Source organism: Thermoactinomyces intermedius (assembly GCF_013912365.1).
GTDB lineage: Bacteria > Bacillota > Bacilli > Thermoactinomycetales > Thermoactinomycetaceae > Thermoactinomyces > Thermoactinomyces intermedius.
In genome coordinates this window covers 13,585-29,000 of record NZ_JACETT010000043.1, presented here as the reverse complement: position 1 = coordinate 29,000, position 15,416 = coordinate 13,585, and the positions used below count along the sequence as shown (strand labels likewise).

The following is a 15,416-nucleotide window of genomic DNA, read 5'->3' as shown; positions in this document are numbered from 1 at the left end:
AAATTTTATCAGATTTTTATAAAGAAAAGATTGACGTAATCGATAAAATTAATTTTAATAAAACAACTGCTGTCCATAGTTTAAAGGAACGTTAAAATTCATTTATACAAATCGGGGTCAGGTCGTGTATGATGTTAATAACAGGATTTTCTGTATCATCTCATTCAGATTATAACCTTTGGAACCGAATTCATGCTAAAGGAGGACACTGATTGCCAAAAAGTCGTGAGATTGATAAGCACTTATCCATCAGCGATGAAAAACGACATACTATTCAGACACAATTGCTGACCTGGTACGGACAAAACAAGAGAGATTTGCCGTGGCGAAAAAACAAAGATCCTTACCGGATCTGGGTTTCCGAAATCATGCTGCAACAAACCCGCGTCGATACGGTGATTCCTTATTTTGAACGGTTTATGGAGCTATTTCCCACGGTGGAAGATCTGGCCAATGCCCCTGAAGAACAAGTGTTGAAGGCTTGGGAAGGTTTGGGCTACTATTCGCGCGTGCGAAATTTGCACCAAGCCGCCAAGCAAATTGTTCATGAAGGCGATGGGAAAATCCCTTCAGATAAAAAATCCATTTTAAAATTAAAAGGAATCGGCGCATATACCGCCGGAGCGGTGTTGAGCATTGCTTTTGACCAAAAGATTCCGGCCGTGGACGGAAACGTGATGCGCGTTTTTTCCCGGTTGTTTGCCATCGGGGAGGATATAGCATCCGGCACCACCCGGAAGAAGATGGAGTCTCTGGTTGAGAAAGTCATGCCGGAAGAAGCCCCGGGGGATTTCAACCAGGCGTTGATGGATTTGGGGGCAACCATTTGCACCCCGGTTTCCCCCGGCTGTTTGCTCTGTCCGGTTCGTCCGGTGTGCGAAGCCTATGAAAAAGGGATGGAAGAACAACTTCCGGTCAAAAAAAAGGCAAAACCGCCGGTCCAACAAGAGATGGTGATGGCCTTTTTTCAACATCAAAACTTGTTTATCGGGGAGAAAAGGCCTGAACAAGGATTGCTTGCCGGACTTTGGGGCTTGCCGACCTTTGAAATTCCCAAAGGGGATCGCCATTTGACAATCATAGAAAAATTTTGCAAAGAAAATCGAATACCTGTTTTAAATTATATAATTAAAGGAGAGTTTCAACATGTTTTCAGCCATCGCCATTGGAAGGTGACGGTGGTGGAAGTGGAACTGAAACATACCGGCTTTGATTTGCCAACGTCATGGTCATGGCTGGAAAAAGAGAAAAGAGATGAAAAAACCTGGGCCAATGTTTACCACAAAGCGTTTGAAACCGAACGAAAAAAAGTCTGACGGATGGAAGATAAAGGGAGAGTGTGCTTGTGGAGGAAAAAGAGAAGAAACATGAGGAACATTCCTCTGAAACAAAGTCTGAGTTAATGAACAGTGTGGATGGAAAGAAGCCGGAAGGTACGGGAAGCGGGGAGCAGCAGGTGTCCGGTGATCCGGGGGCATTTTCCCCGACAGGCACTGAAGCGCATGCAAAGGTTGAACAAACCCATGCAAAACCGGAAGCCATGAGTGAGCAAAACGAACCAAATGAGAAAGCGGATAAAACCCCGGCAGGCGTGCCGCAGGAAAGAGGAATCCGGGAACGGATCAAGAGTGAAATCAAAAACACCCCCCGTCCCAAAAAGATATTGGTGAGCACCATCCTCGCATCCATGACGGTGGTGGCGATTCTGGGCTTTGGCGTTTACGGCCCGGCCGGGACGACGGAAGAAGTTTCTGCCGTTCAGACGGAGGAAGAAAAGAAAGATCCGGCCAAACTGATTTTGCAACATGAGGACAAAAAATACGAGTTGGATTTGTGGCAATTGGGTTATGACGGAAAAAATCCGGAAAGTGTGGATATGAAAAAATTAACCGAATGGTTGGACAATGTCCGGAAGGAAGTGCGTGTCGAACCAAAAAATGCCCGGTTTGAGAACAACCGTTGGGGAGGGGCCCTGATCAAGGGAGAATACGGGAAAGACATGGATGTGGAAAAAATGAAGGAATGGCTGAAAAATTGGCATGCTTCCTTGAATCAACCGTATGTGATCCCCATGGTGGAGGTGAAACCGGAGGTAACCAGCAAGGATTTGCAACAAGTGGACAAGAATTTGATCGGAAGCTACACCACCAAATTCAACCCCGGAAACGTCAACCGGACCACGAATATGAAGCTGGCCTCCAAGGAGATTCATAATTTGGTCATGTTGCCCGGCGAAAAATTTTCATTCAACCAAGTGGTGGGAGAGCGCACTGAAGCCAGAGGATATAAAACCGCTCACGTGATTGTCAAAGGAGAATATACCGAAGGCATTGGCGGAGGCATTTGCCAAGTCTCTTCCACGTTATACAACAGCACGGACCGTGCCGGATTGAAAATGCTGAGAGTGGTTCATCACAGTGCCGATGTCAATTATGTGCCCAAAGGCCGGGATGCCACGGTTTCATGGGGCGGGCCGGATTTCCGCTTCCAAAACAATCTGGATGCCCCGATTCTTTTGCGGATCTTTATCAACGGCGGGGAACTGACGGCAAATGTTTATACGGTTCCCGGTGCCAAAGTGAAAAAGCGCAATGTGGCGCCGGCACCCGAATCCTTTACGGAAGTGGTCGTTGATCAAAACGGAAAAGAAGTGCCGCAATCTTAAATGATAAACACCCTTCGACCAAGATGAACGGGTCAAAGGGTGTTTTTTATTTTTGAATTAGTATCGTGGCCGCAAAGGTTTATCATAAATTCTAAAAATCAAATTATTTCGCAAATAAAAGGAGGGAACCCTATGATGGAACAATTTGCGTATTTTCGCAACCAACGCGAAAAACATCTTGAAGAGTTGACCAAATTTGTGAGCATTCCGAGCATCAGCACACAGGCAGCATATCGCAAAGAGGGGGGGGCAAGTTGTTCGGGCGGGGAGCCGGTGATGATAAAGGACAACTAATTATGCATATCAAGACGATGGAAGCTTTTTTCGCCTTGCGGAAGGAAGCAATGGGCGAGGGAGAAAAGCGAAACAAGAATCGGGGGCTTCCCCGGGTGGTCAGTCCTTTTATTATTCTGGAACAGGAATGCGTTTCATTAATCGCATCAAAAATAATAAGAAAGATCTGGAAAAAGGTGATTGAAAGAAGAAGGGGGAGGATAAAATAAAGATAAAGGAAAATTTTGTTTTTTTATAAGCGTCCGGCGGGGGGGTAAATGGATGAAACATGTGTCTGCAGGGGTTCGCAAGCATTGGTTTTTATGGGTGTTCCGCGGGTCGGCCCTTCTTCATTTCGTCACTGTTCTTTTTGTCATGTTCGTTCTTTTTCAACTGTCGCAGGGGCCCTGGCTCAAACGGTTTCGTTTTATGCAGGCGAATGAGGTCTTGGTGACGGTCTCTTGGATCAGCATTCTGATTGCTGTTTTATCCATATTGGCCGTTTTCACCATCTTGCTGTTCACCCTCGACCGGCAATATCGCGTGATTTTGCAGTGGGGTTGGTTTATCCATTTGACCGGCAGCCTTTCCTTGTTCATCCATGTCTTTATTCAAATGTTTGTCTATCCGTTGCTGATGAAAATGGCTTGGGAGACAACCAATCCGCTCTTGTTTCACCATCTGGATGACTGGGAACATTTGCTTGTCCCCGTGATCAGCGTTTTTGTTCCCTCTTGTTGGGCTGTCGGCGGATTGATTTATACCGCCGTGATGTTTCAGTCATCGGGCCCGTCCCGATGGCTTCATTGGTGGTCGCTGCTGGTTTGGGGCATGGTTTTGACCGGGGCGGTTTTGGTACGGTGGATCGGTTCTGCGGTGGTTTTCTGGCAAGGGGCGGCCATCCTCCTGTTTGTCCCGTGGCTTTGGTATGCGGCGGAAGATATGAATCTGATTGGAAATGAAATGGATTGAAATAAAATTAGTTCTTGAGGTAAAATAAATAAGCCGAGAATGGGATCTGAAGCGGGGGGAAAAAATGATACGCTTACGTTCTTTTCGATTGTCAGATGTACATGATGTATCAAACATTTGGCAAATGACAGCTTCTCGCGAGCAGGAAAAAGAAACGTTGCAAGTGTTGGCGGAACAAATCAGCTTGGACCGGGATCTGGTGATCGTGGCTGAAGAAGAAGGAACAGTGGTTGGTGCGATTGTTGGTACGATTGATCAACAAACGGGCTTTTTTTATTGTCTGGCTGTTCATCCTGACCATCAAAAGAGAAAAATTGGCACCATGTTGGTCCGTGAGTTGGAACACCGTTTTTGGAAAAAAGGAGTCAAAAGGATTTGGATCACAGTCGATGAAGGAACGAAAAAACTGCTCCCATTTTATCAACATCTCGGCTATACCAATAGTTGCTCCACTCGCTTGGAAAAAGAGTTGTATTCTGTCTTTCAAAGGCGTCAAACCGTTTCATAACACATTTTTATGCTTTGAGTTTCTGCCGAAAGGCAGAGATTTTTTTGTGTCCAAATCCTTTTTTGGACCCCAAGCCTATTTAAGGATATCTGTTTTAAGTTAAGATTACTACACTTTGAATGCGCTTTCAAATTAAAATTATTTGAACGGTTTATTTTTTTGCCTGTTCCTCTCTATTGAAAAGATGAACCGTCTTTTTTGTTTTCTTTCTTTTATGTAAATTTTAATGATTGATCAAAAAATTATTAAATGCAATTAAATGAATGCATTTGTTTTTTTGCTTTCTTTTTCTGCAAGCCTGAAAACGGTTGAAGGGATGGGGACCCGGACCGTGATCTCCGGTTGACATCCCGATCGCAATGATTCATAATAGTTAGCAGAATTTCATGATCAGTGAGAATAAAACGTTCGTATAACCGATATATGTTGAAAACGCGATGACGAGGGCCAGTAAAACATGGCAAGCCGTACAGAGAGTAAAGCCCGCGGTTGAGAGGCTTTGCCGGTGTTGTCTGTTTGAACCCACCCTTGGATGCGGATGATGATGAATCAATCCGGGTTTTCCCGTTACAGATAAAAAGCCGGGCACAATGGATGTGCCAACAAAGGTGGTACCGCGGAAGACAAACCTCTTTCGTCCTTTAGGCGAAAAGAGGTTTTTTATTTTGAAAGAAAGAGGAGGGATTTTTGATGCTTGAACAAAAGACCATCGGGTTTATCGGCGCCGGATCCATGGCGGAAGCAATTTTGGAAGGGCTGATCACAGAGAAGAAGGTGAAACCGCACCAAGTGAGCATGGTAAACCGGCAAAACCGTGCGCGCATCAAAGAAATATGCCAAAAATACGGGCTTGATGGGGAGAGACAAAACGAAGAAAATGTGACCGGGGCAGAGATTGTGATTCTTGCGGTAAAACCCAAAGATGCGGCCGGGGTGCTGAGAAAATGGGGAGAGCGTTTACAGGACGGACAAATTTTGATTTCTGTGGTGGCGGGAATCACCACGGAATTCATTGAAAATTATATACAAAATCGGGTTTCGGTGATGCGGGTGATGCCAAACACCTCATGCCGGGTGGGACGATCGGCCACGGCGATGAGCAAGGGAAGCCGGGCGACCCGGGAAGCGGTTGAGATCACAAGAGAGATTTTTTCCACCATCGGTTTGGTGGTCACGGTGGAGGAAGCTTTGATGGATGCCGTGACAGGCCTGTCGGGGAGTGGTCCGGCTTATATCTACACCCTGACGGAAGCCATGGAGTCTGCCGGGGTATCAGCCGGTTTGGATCCGGAAACCGCCCGGATGTTAACAGTTCAAACTTTGCTGGGAGCGGCACATATGCTCATGGAAAGTGGAAAAGATGCCCGGCAGTTGTGTGAAGAAGTTACGTCTCCCGGAGGCACCACCATGGCCGGTTTGCAGGCATTAAGGGACTATCGTTTTGACGAAGCGGTGAAAGCGGCCGTGCTGAAGGCGGCGAAACGAGCCGGTGAATTGGGCAAATAACATGCTTCTTTTTGAAATGTTGAGAGTCCATGAAAAGGCGGGGTCATGGGCTCTTTTTCATGCCGGCGGCCGGTTTTTGCCTGAAGTTGATTTAGTAAGGGATTTTTCTTTATTACAGAAAAAAATTAAATTCAGAGTTTTAGGTGTTTTATTTTGTGTTATTTTTGGAAATAAAAAGACTAGAAACTTCACTGAGAGGACTGAAAAAAAGCCAAAAAAGGCCGTGATGCCATGGAGGAGCGGATGATAAAACCGCGGATGGGTTTGGGGGTATTTGCCAAAAAAACGTCATTTTGTTAACAAATGATGGTTTTATACTTGCAACTGACAGGGGAAAAGTGGTAGAAAAAGATGATGTGAGTGAAAATTCCTTGGTTTGGCAATAGGTTTCTTTTTTAAAAAGATTTATGCTTTGCCTTCACCGTGTCGTCGGAAACCTTTTGCTCCGTGTCTGCTTCCTCCCGGTATCATCGGTACCTTGCATGAATTGGGAGGTAGATGATGGAGTGAATGAACATGGACTTGGTGAAACGATTGTATAAATGGGTATTTGTGCTCATCTATGCAATCTTGTTTTCCTGGGCGGTCAACCATTACGGGATTGCATTATCCGTTGTAAACGGGACATCCATGAAACCGACACTCCATGACGGGGACTATCTCCTTGTGAACAAATTTACATTCTTGTGGAATGAGCCGAAACGGGGAGATATTGTCACGTTTGAAGATCCATCCAATCCCGGACGTTATTTGGTGAAAAGGGTGGTGGGTGTCGGAGGGGACATCATTGAAGCAAAAAATGGATATTTATACCTGAACGGGGAGAAAATGGTTGAAAAGTACATTGACACCAAGATTGAAGACGGGGATTTCGGACCCGTCCGGGTAAAGCCGGGGACCGTATTCGTCATGGGGGATAATCGGCATCGGTATGCCAGCAAAGACAGCCGTTATGAAAGCGTGGGTTTTGTTCCCTGCGAATTGATCAACGGCAAAGTGGAACGGATCTTATGGCGGTCTTTGTCCGGTTCTTCCCTTTAAAGCCATAAAGGAAACAATTTGGAATAGGTATAAAAGTCGAAAATTGTTCACAGAAATGAAATTGCGTAATTGCTTAAATGTCGCATAATAGGTAAGTGTTTACTTTTACTGATTTTCCCCGAAATTCAATCCCGTTAAAAATAACTCGTCTTTTGGACGGTCAAAAGGACGGCCCATAAACATACAAGAATCAAAGAAAATGAACTTGGAGGTTATGGATATGGATCTATTAAACAAAACACGACGCATTTCCAAAATTTTGCAAAGAAATGCAGGTCACAACCTGGTGGATTTTGATGAGGTTGCAGAAGCGCTTTGTGACATTATCGGCGCCAACATCTATGTCGTCGGGCCTGAAGGAAAACTGTTGGGAATGGCGATCAACCATGACGTCGAGAATGAACGGATGAATCAGTATTTGAAAACCCGTGAGTTCCCGCCGGAATATGCGAAATTGCTCATGGAAGTTGACAAATCCATGACGAACGTGGATGTGGACAGCCCGTATACGGCTTATCCGACCGAAATGAAAGAGATGTTCAAAAACGGGTACACCACAATTGTTCCGATCATCGGCGGCGGTGACCACTTGGGAACATTGGTATTGTCCCGTCTGAATAACAAATTTGAAGAAGACGATCTGATCTTGGCAGAGTACGGGGCAACCGTCGTGGGAATGGAGATTTTGCGTGAACGTGCCGGCCAAGTCGAAGAGGAAGCACGGAGCCGTGCGGTTGTACAGCTGGCTATCAACTCCCTGTCCTTCAGCGAGTTGGAAGCGGCTGAACACATTTTCAACGAATTGGATGGCATGGAAGGGCTCCTGGTCGCAAGCAAAATTGCCGACCGCGTGGGAATCACGCGTTCCGTCATCGTCAATGCTTTGCGTAAACTGGAAAGTGCCGGGGTTGTGGAATCCCGTTCCTTGGGAATGAAAGGAACCTACATCAAAATCCTCAATCCGAAATTGTTGCCGGCTTTGGAAAAAGCCCGTCACTGATGGATAAAACACCGGTCCCTTGTTCAAGGGGCCGGTGTTTTTGTCATGTATGTTTTTGCCACGGTTGTCTGTGAAAAAGGGAAGAGGTGGTCTTCCCTTTTGATGATCCGATTCTTGTACCCTGTTATAATAGAATTCAGTTCTTAACTTACAGGGGTTGAAAGAAATGGGTAGCATGAAGCGATATCTTCAATTTGTCAAGCCATATTGGAAAGAAATCACTCTGACGATGATCATCGGGATCGTGAAGTTCGGGATTCCGTTGCTTCTTCCGCTGCTTTTGAAATATGTGGTGGATGATTTGCTTTTGTCATCGTTGCCGGTTCAGGATAAAATACAAAAATTGATGTGGGTGATGTTGGCGGCCCTGTTTGTGTTTACGGTGATCCGGATTCCGGTGGAATATTTCCGGCAATACTTTGCCCAATGGACTGCAAGCAAAGTATTATTTGACATACGCAACAAACTTTTTGATCATATTCAAAAATTATCCTTGCGGTATTATCAAAATAACAAAGTGGGGCAAATCATTTCCCGGGTCATTCACGATGTGGAACAAACCAAAGAATTTGTGATTACCGGTATGATGAATATCTGGTTGGATTTATCCACCCTGTTCATTGCCGTCGGTTTCATGCTTTGGCTGGATCCGTGGATGACACTGATTTCTTTGTCAGTCTTTCCGTTGTATGCCGTCTCCGTCAAGTACTTTTTCCAAAATATGCGAAGAACCACCAAAGAGCGTTCACAGGCTTTGGCTGAATTGCAAGGGCATTTGCATGAGCGGGTCCAAGGCATTTCGGTCATCCGTGCGTTCCATTTGGAAAATCACGAACAGAAACAGTTTGAACAGCGAAACCGGCATTTCTTGGACAAAGCCCTCAACCAAACCCGATGGGTGGCCAAAACGTTTGCAGCCATTAATACCATTACCGATCTGGCCCCCATTCTGGTGATCGGCGTGTCCGGTTACCTGGTGGTTCAAGGCCGGCTGACCATTGGTGAAATGACGGCTTTTTACGGATATATGGGATTGATTTACAACCCGATCCGGCGCTTGGTGAACTCTTCAACCACCCTGACCCAGGCTTTTGCATCGATGGACCGGGTGTTTGAGTTTGTGGATGAGCCTTATGACATCACCGATCTGCCGGATGCTGAAAATGTTGAACAGGTTAAAGGGGAAATTATCTTTGACCATGTCAGTTTCCGTTATCACGATAAACAGGATGATGTGTTGAAAGACATTGATCTGAAAATCGCTCCGGGACAAACCGTTGCATTGGTGGGGCCAAGCGGCGGAGGAAAATCATCTTTTATTTCCCTGATTCCGCGCTTCTATGATGTCACTCAGGGGCAAATCCGCATCGATGGCCGTGACGTCCGCTCTTTTACTTTAAAGAGTTTGCGGAAACACATCGGGATGGTTTTGCAGGAAAACATCTTGTTCAGCGGGACGGTCAGCGAAAATATCCGGCTGGGAAAAGTGGACGCATCCTTTGATGAAATTGTCGAGGCGGCCAAAGCGGCCAATGCCCATGACTTTATCCTGGAGCTTCCCCAAGGGTACGATACCGAAATCGGCGAACGGGGCATTAAATTGTCGGGGGGACAAAGGCAGCGGGTTGCGCTTGCCCGTGTCTTTTTGAAAAACCCGTCCATTCTGATTTTGGATGAGGCAACCTCGGCGCTGGATTTGCAAACGGAGCACTTGATCCAGGAATCTTTGGAGCGTTTGGCCAAAGACCGCACCACTTTGATCGTTGCCCACCGTTTGTCGACGATTACCCATGCCGACCAGATTTTTGTCATTGACCATGGCCGTTTGATCGAACACGGCACCCATGATGAATTGATGCGCCGAAACGGCAAATATGCCGAGCTTTACCGGGTGCAAAACTTCGACCACAGGACATCGGCGGAAGCGGACCGGAAGCTTACCACGTGATGGAGGGGAAACATGCGGAAAAGATTTGAGATCCATGCAGAAGAGGATATTGTCCACATACGGAGTGAAGTGAGGGAAATGGCAAAGGAAATCGGTTTTGACGAACTGGAACAATCGCGGATTGTCCAGTCCATGTCGGAACTGGCCCAAAATGTGGTGCAATATGCCGACAAGGGAATTTTGACCATTTCCCCGGTAAAGGATGAAGGAGGACGCAAGGGGTTGAAGATTCAAGTCCGGGACAAAGGGCCGGGATTAAACAACCTGGAAGAATTGGCAAAAGGAAAAGCCCGGCAAGCCGGGGAAACTTCCGGCCTTCAGCATGTGTATATGCTGATGGATGAGTTAAGGCAAATTCCGGTTGAATCCGGTACTTGCCTGGAAGCGGTCAAATGGCTGAAAAACAAACCCATTATTTCATAATTCACCCATTAAAAAACCTTTTTTTGGTTAAGCCGGCAATTGGCATCCGTTGCCGTTGCCGGCCGAAAAAATGTTCACAAATATGTCATCTTCCGTTTGGAACAATCGATTAGACTAATGAGTGAAAAGGTTTTTGCAGAAAAAAGGGCAGCGGGGGCAATAATAAAAATGAAGGAAACCGTTTAAGCGCACGGCAGTGCTTATTTCCTGCTCTTGCACGAAGGGGTTCTATCATCTAAAATGATGATGGTAATTAGGCAAAAAGTAGCTCTTTTTTTGCAATACGCCTGAGAAAGAGAACAAAAGAGCAGGTCAAGGAATTTGTGTTTTTTTCTTTGTTTGTATTATGTTAAATTATATCGCTTTCTTTCTTCAACAGTCATTTCCTGTTGAAGATGGTTTCTTGGTAGAAAGGAGGTTTGTACGGGTGAATCATACTGTGTCCGAGCAAACCGCATCTGAGCAGATGTTAGATTCTGTGGAGTCGAAAAATAAGGCCTCCTGGCGTGATTATATAGAAATTACGAAACCGGGGATTAATAAGAGTAATTTGATTGCCACGTTTGCAGGATATTTGGTAGCGGCGGGATTGACGGATTTGAATCCGTTAATTTTGATCCTGACTTTGCTCGGAACTGCACTTACGATTGCAGGCAGTTGCACGTTGAACAATTTTATCGACCGGGATATTGACCCGTTGATGGAACGTACCAAGAGCCGCCCGGTGGCTGACGGAAGAATCAAACCGACCACCGCTTTATGGTATGGTCTGACATTAACTCTTTCGGGACTCATGATATTGGCTGTCGGTGTAAATGTTCTAGCTGCATTTGTTGCATTTATCGGGGTAATGGTATATGTTTTGATTTATAGTTTATGGTTAAAAAGAACCAGTACTTTAAACACAGTGGTTGGAGGTATTTCAGGAGCTGTTCCGCCGATGATCGGTTGGGTTGCGGCCAATCCGGCCATCGATTTGAATGCTTGGGCACTCTTTCTCATTTTGTTTATGTGGCAACCTCCTCACTTTTTTGCCCTTGCGATGCGGCGTGTGGAAGAGTACCGTCAGGCAGGAGTTCCGATGTTGCCGGTCGTCAAAGGGTTTCAAGAGACCAAGAAACAAACCCTGTTCTTTACGATTCTTTTGCTTCCTTCTTCTTATTTGTTGTTTTACACAGGGACTTTGGGATGGTTTTATCTGATTATGTCACTTGTGCTGGGTGGGATTTATGTCGTTTTATCCATCCGCGGCTTTTCTGCAAAAGATGATATCAAGTGGGCAAATCAGATGTTTTTTTATTCTTTGATTTACTTGACGGTGATTTTGCTTTCGATGGTGATCGATGTTTTGATTCGTGATTTGATGCGCATTTTATAAATACGATACAGTGCTTATCATGAGCTTGATATAAATATATCTGATGCACTGTGAAAATAATTGGTCCGGCTTCGGTTGATCGGGGTCGGATCAACCTTACAGAAAGCGAGGTAGGAAATGTGGTGAGTCGAAAAGGCGCATGGCGAGTATTAAGTTTATTCGCACTTATGTCTCTGGCGCTCACTGGATGTTCCGGGGTAGACGGTTTCAGTGTTTTGAAACCGAAAGGGACATCGGGTGAGATGTCGCTTGATATGATTAAATTAGCCTTATTCATCATGTTGGGCGTCTTTGCGGTTGTTATTACCATCTATATCTATGTGCTGATCCGGTACAGAAAACGGAAAGGCAAAGATGTGATGCCGGAACAAGTTCACGGAAACAATGTTCTGGAAATCATCTGGACTGCTATTCCGATCATTTTGCTTACGATCTTGGCAATTCCGACAGTCAAATACACGTTTAACATGTCGGAAATAAAAGCTTCAGAAGACTCCATCACGGTGAAGGTGACGGGGTATCAATATTGGTGGGAGTTTCAGTACCCTGACCTGGGAATCAAAACAGCCCAAGAGCTACATATCCCGGTAGGGAAAAAAGTGAATTTTATCATTGAAGGGAAAGACGTTCTGCACTCCTTCTGGATTCCAGCGCTCGGCGGAAAAGTGGACGTCGTCCCCGGACGTACGAACACTTTGGTTCTGGATGCCAAAAAACCGGGTGTTTACCAAGGAAAATGTGCAGAATTGTGTGGAGCGGGCCATGCTTTAATGGACTTTAAAGTGATCGCTCAAGAAGAAAGCGACTTTAACAAATGGGTGGCACAAATGAAACAACCATCCACCGTTCAAACCGCTCAGCAAAAACAAGGGGAAGCATTGTTTAACCAAAACTGTCTGGGTTGTCATGCCGGAACCAACAAAAACATCAAAGGACCGGATTTGACCAAGTTTGGAACACGTTCCACCATTGCAGGGATTTTGCCGCATGACGAAGAGAATCTGAAAAAATGGCTGAAAGACCCGACCGCGGTGAAACCGGGTGCAAGAATGCCGAAAATTGACTATTTAGAACCGCAAGAAATGGAAGCGCTTGTGGAGTATTTGATGAGCAGAAAATAACTTTTCACATCGTATCGTAACGGATCACGTTAGAAGGAGGGAACACCATGGGTACGCTCTTGATATTGATCGTCTTTGCTCTTTTCATATGGGCGATCTTTACGGGAGGCTATAACAAAAACTTGCTCAGTCTCGTAAAGAAGAGCAAAGTTTGGGAATGGCTTACCACGGTGGACCATAAGAAAATCGGGATTATGTATTTTATTTCCGGGATTGTTTTCTTTGTCATCGGGGGAATTGAAGCCTTGTTGCTGCGGTTGCAGCTCATTGTTCCCCAAAATGACTTTATTGTTGGCGACACCTTTAACCAAGTGTTAACCATGCACGGAACCACGATGATTTTCCTTGCTGCGATGCCTTTGATTTTCGGGTTGATGAACGCGGTGGTTCCGCTTCAAATCGGTGCGCGTGATGTTGCGTTTCCGTTTTTGAACTCACTCGGGTTCTGGCTTTTTACAGCGGGGGGAATCATTTTAAACCTCAGTTGGATTTTTGGTGGGGCACCCGATGCCGGTTGGACCTCCTATGTGGGGTTGGCCCTGAATGAATACAGCCCCGGGCCGGGTGTGGACTACTATGTGATCGGTTTGCAGATTTCCGGGATCGGGACGTTGCTCAGCGGGATCAACTTCCTGGTGACCATTATCAACATGCGGGCTCCCGGAATGACATTCCTGAGATTGCCGCTGTTTACATGGACGACGTTTGCAACGTCCGCATTGATCATTTTTGCCATGCCGCCATTAACCGTCGGCTTGTTGCTGTTGATGTTTGACCGCTTGTTTGGTGCAAACTTTTTCGATTACACGATGGGCGGCAGCGCCGTGCTGTGGCAACACTTGTTCTGGATCTTCGGGCATCCGGAAGTATACATCGTGATTTTGCCGGCGTTTGGAATCATGTCCGAGGTCATCAGCACGTTCTCGAAAAAGCGTCTGTTCGGATATACATCCATGGTCTTTGCAACGGTGTTGATTTCTTTCCTCGGGTTCATGGTGTGGGTTCACCATATGTTTACCGTCGGACTGGGACCGGTTGCAAACTCCATTTTCGGGATCGCGACCATGACCATTGCGATTCCGACGGGGATCAAGGTCTTCAACTGGTTGTTTACTATGTGGGGTGGGGAAATCCGCTTTAAAACCCCCATGTTGTTTGCCCTCGGGTTCATTCCCACTTTTGTGATGGGGGGTATGACCGGGGTGATGGTGGCTTCGCCGCCTGCGGACTTCCAATACCATGATACCTATTTCGTCGTGGCACACTTCCACTATGTATTAATCGGAGGAACCGTATTTGCATTATTTGCCGGTGCCTATTATTGGTGGCCGAAAATGTTCGGGAAACTGTTAAACGAAAAATTGGGTAAAGTTCATTTCTGGACTTTCTTTATCGGTTTCCATCTCACCTTCTTCCCGCAACACTTCTTGGGACTGTACGGTATGCCGCGCCGGGTGTTTACTTACCAAGCAGAGGCCGGGTTGGAAACCTTGAACTTCATCAGTACCATTGGTGCATTCTTCATGGCAATTGGTACAATTGCATTTGCGCTTAATATTGTTCTGACTTTCAAAAAAGGCGAAAAAGCATCGGGAGATCCGTGGAATGGACGGACTTTGGAATGGTCGATTTCTTCGCCGGCTCCGGAATATAACTTTAAACAAACGCCTTTGGTGCGTGGTTATGATGCATGGTGGCTTGAAAAGCAGGCCGGAAACAAAGAAATGCAACCGGCTGAACCGTTGGGCCCCATTCATATGCCATCCCCGACCTATATTCCTCTTTTGATGGCATTAGGCTTGTTTGTAGCCGGTTTGGGATTCATTGCCCGTGGCGATTTCAGTGCGGCGATCATCGGGATCATTGTCGTCTTCGTTGCCATGTTTATACGCTCTTTTGAGCAGGATCATGGCTATCATATCGATCCGGAGGAAATTGACAAAGAAAAGGGGGTTAAGGCATAATGGCAGCCCAAACGGAAGCGGCCCAAAAACCTCAACATCTGGAAACGGCCACGCTGGAAGGGAAAAACAAAGTCTTGGGCTTCTGGCTCTTTTTGGGAGCGGAAACCGTCTTGTTCGCTTGTTTGTTTGGTTCTTATTTGGCTCTTCGCAGCCAAAACATGGGTGGACCGGACAGTAACGAGTTATTTGATTTGGAACTGGTTGCGGTCACCACGGCGATCCTTTTGACAAGCAGTTTGACCAGTGTGCTTGCGATGGTGAAAATGAACCAGCGTCATTTGAAGGGAACCCTGGCATGGCTGGGAGTCACGGTTCTGCTTGGTCTGGCTTTTTTGGTGCTGGAAATTGATGAGTTCATTCATTATGTCAGCTTGGGGCATACTTTTATGAGCAGTGCTTTTGGTTCCGCTTTTTATGCCCTGGTCGGTACCCATGGTGCGCACGTCACGTTTGGGATTTTCTGGATTTCGGGGTTGATGATTCAGGCGGCCAAACGTGGGATCACAAAAGAAACGGCGCCAAAATTATTCCTTTCCAGTTTGTATTGGCACTTTATTGACGTGGTTTGGGTGTTTATCTTTACCCTGGTTTATCTTTTGGGAAAGGTGGGCTAAACG

15 protein-coding genes are annotated in these 15,416 nt (G+C 46.0%); all 15 read left to right on the top strand.

What is annotated here, in order from left to right:
- The first annotated feature begins 212 nt into the window (after nucleotides 1–212).
- The 15 genes from mutY to H1R82_RS10295 all read left to right on the top strand — a co-directional run bounded on the left by mutY (nucleotide 213) and on the right by H1R82_RS10295 (nucleotide 15,413).
- Nucleotides 213–1,316: an A/G-specific adenine glycosylase gene (mutY, locus tag H1R82_RS10365; protein ID WP_220215068.1), complete on the top strand. Its 1,104-nt coding sequence runs from the start codon at nucleotides 213–215 to the stop codon at nucleotides 1,314–1,316.
- 29 nt (nucleotides 1,317–1,345) lie between these two features.
- Complete coding sequence (locus H1R82_RS14860; RefSeq protein WP_181732821.1) at nucleotides 1,346–2,665, top strand: VanW family protein; 1,320 nt, start codon at nucleotides 1,346–1,348, stop codon at nucleotides 2,663–2,665.
- Nucleotides 2,666–2,797: 132 nt separating this feature from the next.
- Nucleotides 2,798–2,959 (top strand): hypothetical protein, encoded by a 162-nt coding sequence (locus tag H1R82_RS10355; protein ID WP_181821658.1) that lies wholly within the window; start codon nucleotides 2,798–2,800, stop codon nucleotides 2,957–2,959.
- A 261-nt stretch (nucleotides 2,960–3,220) separates the two neighbouring features.
- Nucleotides 3,221–3,910 carry a hypothetical protein gene (locus tag H1R82_RS10350; RefSeq protein ID WP_181732819.1) on the top strand — a complete coding sequence of 230 codons (690 nt, stop codon included), beginning with the start codon at nucleotides 3,221–3,223 and terminating at the stop codon, nucleotides 3,908–3,910.
- 64 nt (nucleotides 3,911–3,974) lie between these two features.
- Entirely contained in the window at nucleotides 3,975–4,418 is a 444-nt protein-coding gene (locus tag H1R82_RS10345; protein WP_082240699.1) for a GNAT family N-acetyltransferase, read from the top strand.
- Between the two features lie 690 nt (nucleotides 4,419–5,108).
- A complete protein-coding gene (gene proC, locus H1R82_RS10340) occupies nucleotides 5,109–5,924 on the top strand; it encodes a pyrroline-5-carboxylate reductase (protein WP_181732818.1) in 816 nt (271 codons plus the stop codon).
- Nucleotides 5,908–6,171 (top strand): hypothetical protein, encoded by a 264-nt coding sequence (locus H1R82_RS10335; protein ID WP_181732817.1) that lies wholly within the window; start codon nucleotides 5,908–5,910, stop codon nucleotides 6,169–6,171. The genes proC and H1R82_RS10335 overlap by 17 nt, the downstream gene beginning before the upstream one ends.
- A 269-nt stretch (nucleotides 6,172–6,440) precedes the next feature.
- Complete coding sequence (lepB, locus tag H1R82_RS10330; protein ID WP_181732816.1) at nucleotides 6,441–6,965, top strand: signal peptidase I; 525 nt, start codon at nucleotides 6,441–6,443, stop codon at nucleotides 6,963–6,965.
- A gap of 220 nt (nucleotides 6,966–7,185) precedes the next feature.
- Nucleotides 7,186–7,965, top strand: coding sequence for a GTP-sensing pleiotropic transcriptional regulator CodY (codY, locus tag H1R82_RS10325; protein ID WP_181732815.1), 780 nt, complete (start codon nucleotides 7,186–7,188; stop codon nucleotides 7,963–7,965).
- 166 nt (nucleotides 7,966–8,131) lie between these two features.
- Complete coding sequence (locus H1R82_RS10320) at nucleotides 8,132–9,913, top strand: ABC transporter ATP-binding protein (RefSeq protein ID WP_181732814.1); 1,782 nt, start codon at nucleotides 8,132–8,134, stop codon at nucleotides 9,911–9,913.
- 12 nt (nucleotides 9,914–9,925) lie between these two features.
- Nucleotides 9,926–10,336, top strand: a complete 411-nt coding sequence (locus H1R82_RS10315) for an ATP-binding protein (protein WP_181732813.1) — start codon at nucleotides 9,926–9,928, stop codon at nucleotides 10,334–10,336.
- A gap of 427 nt (nucleotides 10,337–10,763) precedes the next feature.
- Complete coding sequence (gene cyoE / locus H1R82_RS10310) at nucleotides 10,764–11,714, top strand: heme o synthase (RefSeq protein WP_309544819.1); 951 nt, start codon at nucleotides 10,764–10,766, stop codon at nucleotides 11,712–11,714.
- A gap of 167 nt (nucleotides 11,715–11,881) precedes the next feature.
- Nucleotides 11,882–12,835 (top strand): cytochrome c oxidase subunit II, encoded by a 954-nt coding sequence (gene coxB / locus H1R82_RS10305; RefSeq protein ID WP_181732844.1) that lies wholly within the window; start codon nucleotides 11,882–11,884, stop codon nucleotides 12,833–12,835.
- Between the two features lie 194 nt (nucleotides 12,836–13,029).
- On the top strand, nucleotides 13,030–14,799 hold the full coding sequence (gene ctaD, locus H1R82_RS10300) for a cytochrome c oxidase subunit I (RefSeq protein WP_232334031.1): 1,770 nt from the start codon (nucleotides 13,030–13,032) through the stop codon (nucleotides 14,797–14,799).
- The gene (locus H1R82_RS10295) at nucleotides 14,799–15,413 is read left to right on the top strand and encodes a cytochrome (ubi)quinol oxidase subunit III (RefSeq protein WP_181732810.1); all 615 of its coding nucleotides are present in this window, start codon (nucleotides 14,799–14,801) and stop codon (nucleotides 15,411–15,413) included. The genes ctaD and H1R82_RS10295 overlap by 1 nt, the downstream gene beginning before the upstream one ends.
- Nucleotides 15,414–15,416 lie beyond the last annotated feature (3 nt).

What these genes read in the sequence shown, in the direction of transcription:
- H1R82_RS10355 (WP_181821658.1), top strand. Translation starts at nt 2,798, where the DNA reads ATGATGGAACAATTTGCGTATTTTCGCAACCAACGCGAAAAACATCTT.
- H1R82_RS10350 (WP_181732819.1), top strand. Translation starts at nt 3,221, where the DNA reads ATGAAACATGTGTCTGCAGGGGTTCGCAAGCATTGGTTTTTATGGGTG.
- H1R82_RS10345 (WP_082240699.1), top strand. Translation starts at nt 3,975, where the DNA reads ATGATACGCTTACGTTCTTTTCGATTGTCAGATGTACATGATGTATCA.
- proC (WP_181732818.1), top strand. Translation starts at nt 5,109, where the DNA reads ATGCTTGAACAAAAGACCATCGGGTTTATCGGCGCCGGATCCATGGCG.
- lepB (WP_181732816.1), top strand. Translation starts at nt 6,441, where the DNA reads ATGGACTTGGTGAAACGATTGTATAAATGGGTATTTGTGCTCATCTAT.
- codY (WP_181732815.1), top strand. Translation starts at nt 7,186, where the DNA reads ATGGATCTATTAAACAAAACACGACGCATTTCCAAAATTTTGCAAAGA.
- H1R82_RS10320 (WP_181732814.1), top strand. Translation starts at nt 8,132, where the DNA reads ATGGGTAGCATGAAGCGATATCTTCAATTTGTCAAGCCATATTGGAAA.
- H1R82_RS10315 (WP_181732813.1), top strand. Translation starts at nt 9,926, where the DNA reads ATGCGGAAAAGATTTGAGATCCATGCAGAAGAGGATATTGTCCACATA.
- coxB (WP_181732844.1), top strand. Translation starts at nt 11,882, where the DNA reads ATGTCTCTGGCGCTCACTGGATGTTCCGGGGTAGACGGTTTCAGTGTT.
- ctaD (WP_232334031.1), top strand. Translation starts at nt 13,030, where the DNA reads ATGTATTTTATTTCCGGGATTGTTTTCTTTGTCATCGGGGGAATTGAA.
- H1R82_RS10295 (WP_181732810.1), top strand. Translation starts at nt 14,799, where the DNA reads ATGGCAGCCCAAACGGAAGCGGCCCAAAAACCTCAACATCTGGAAACG.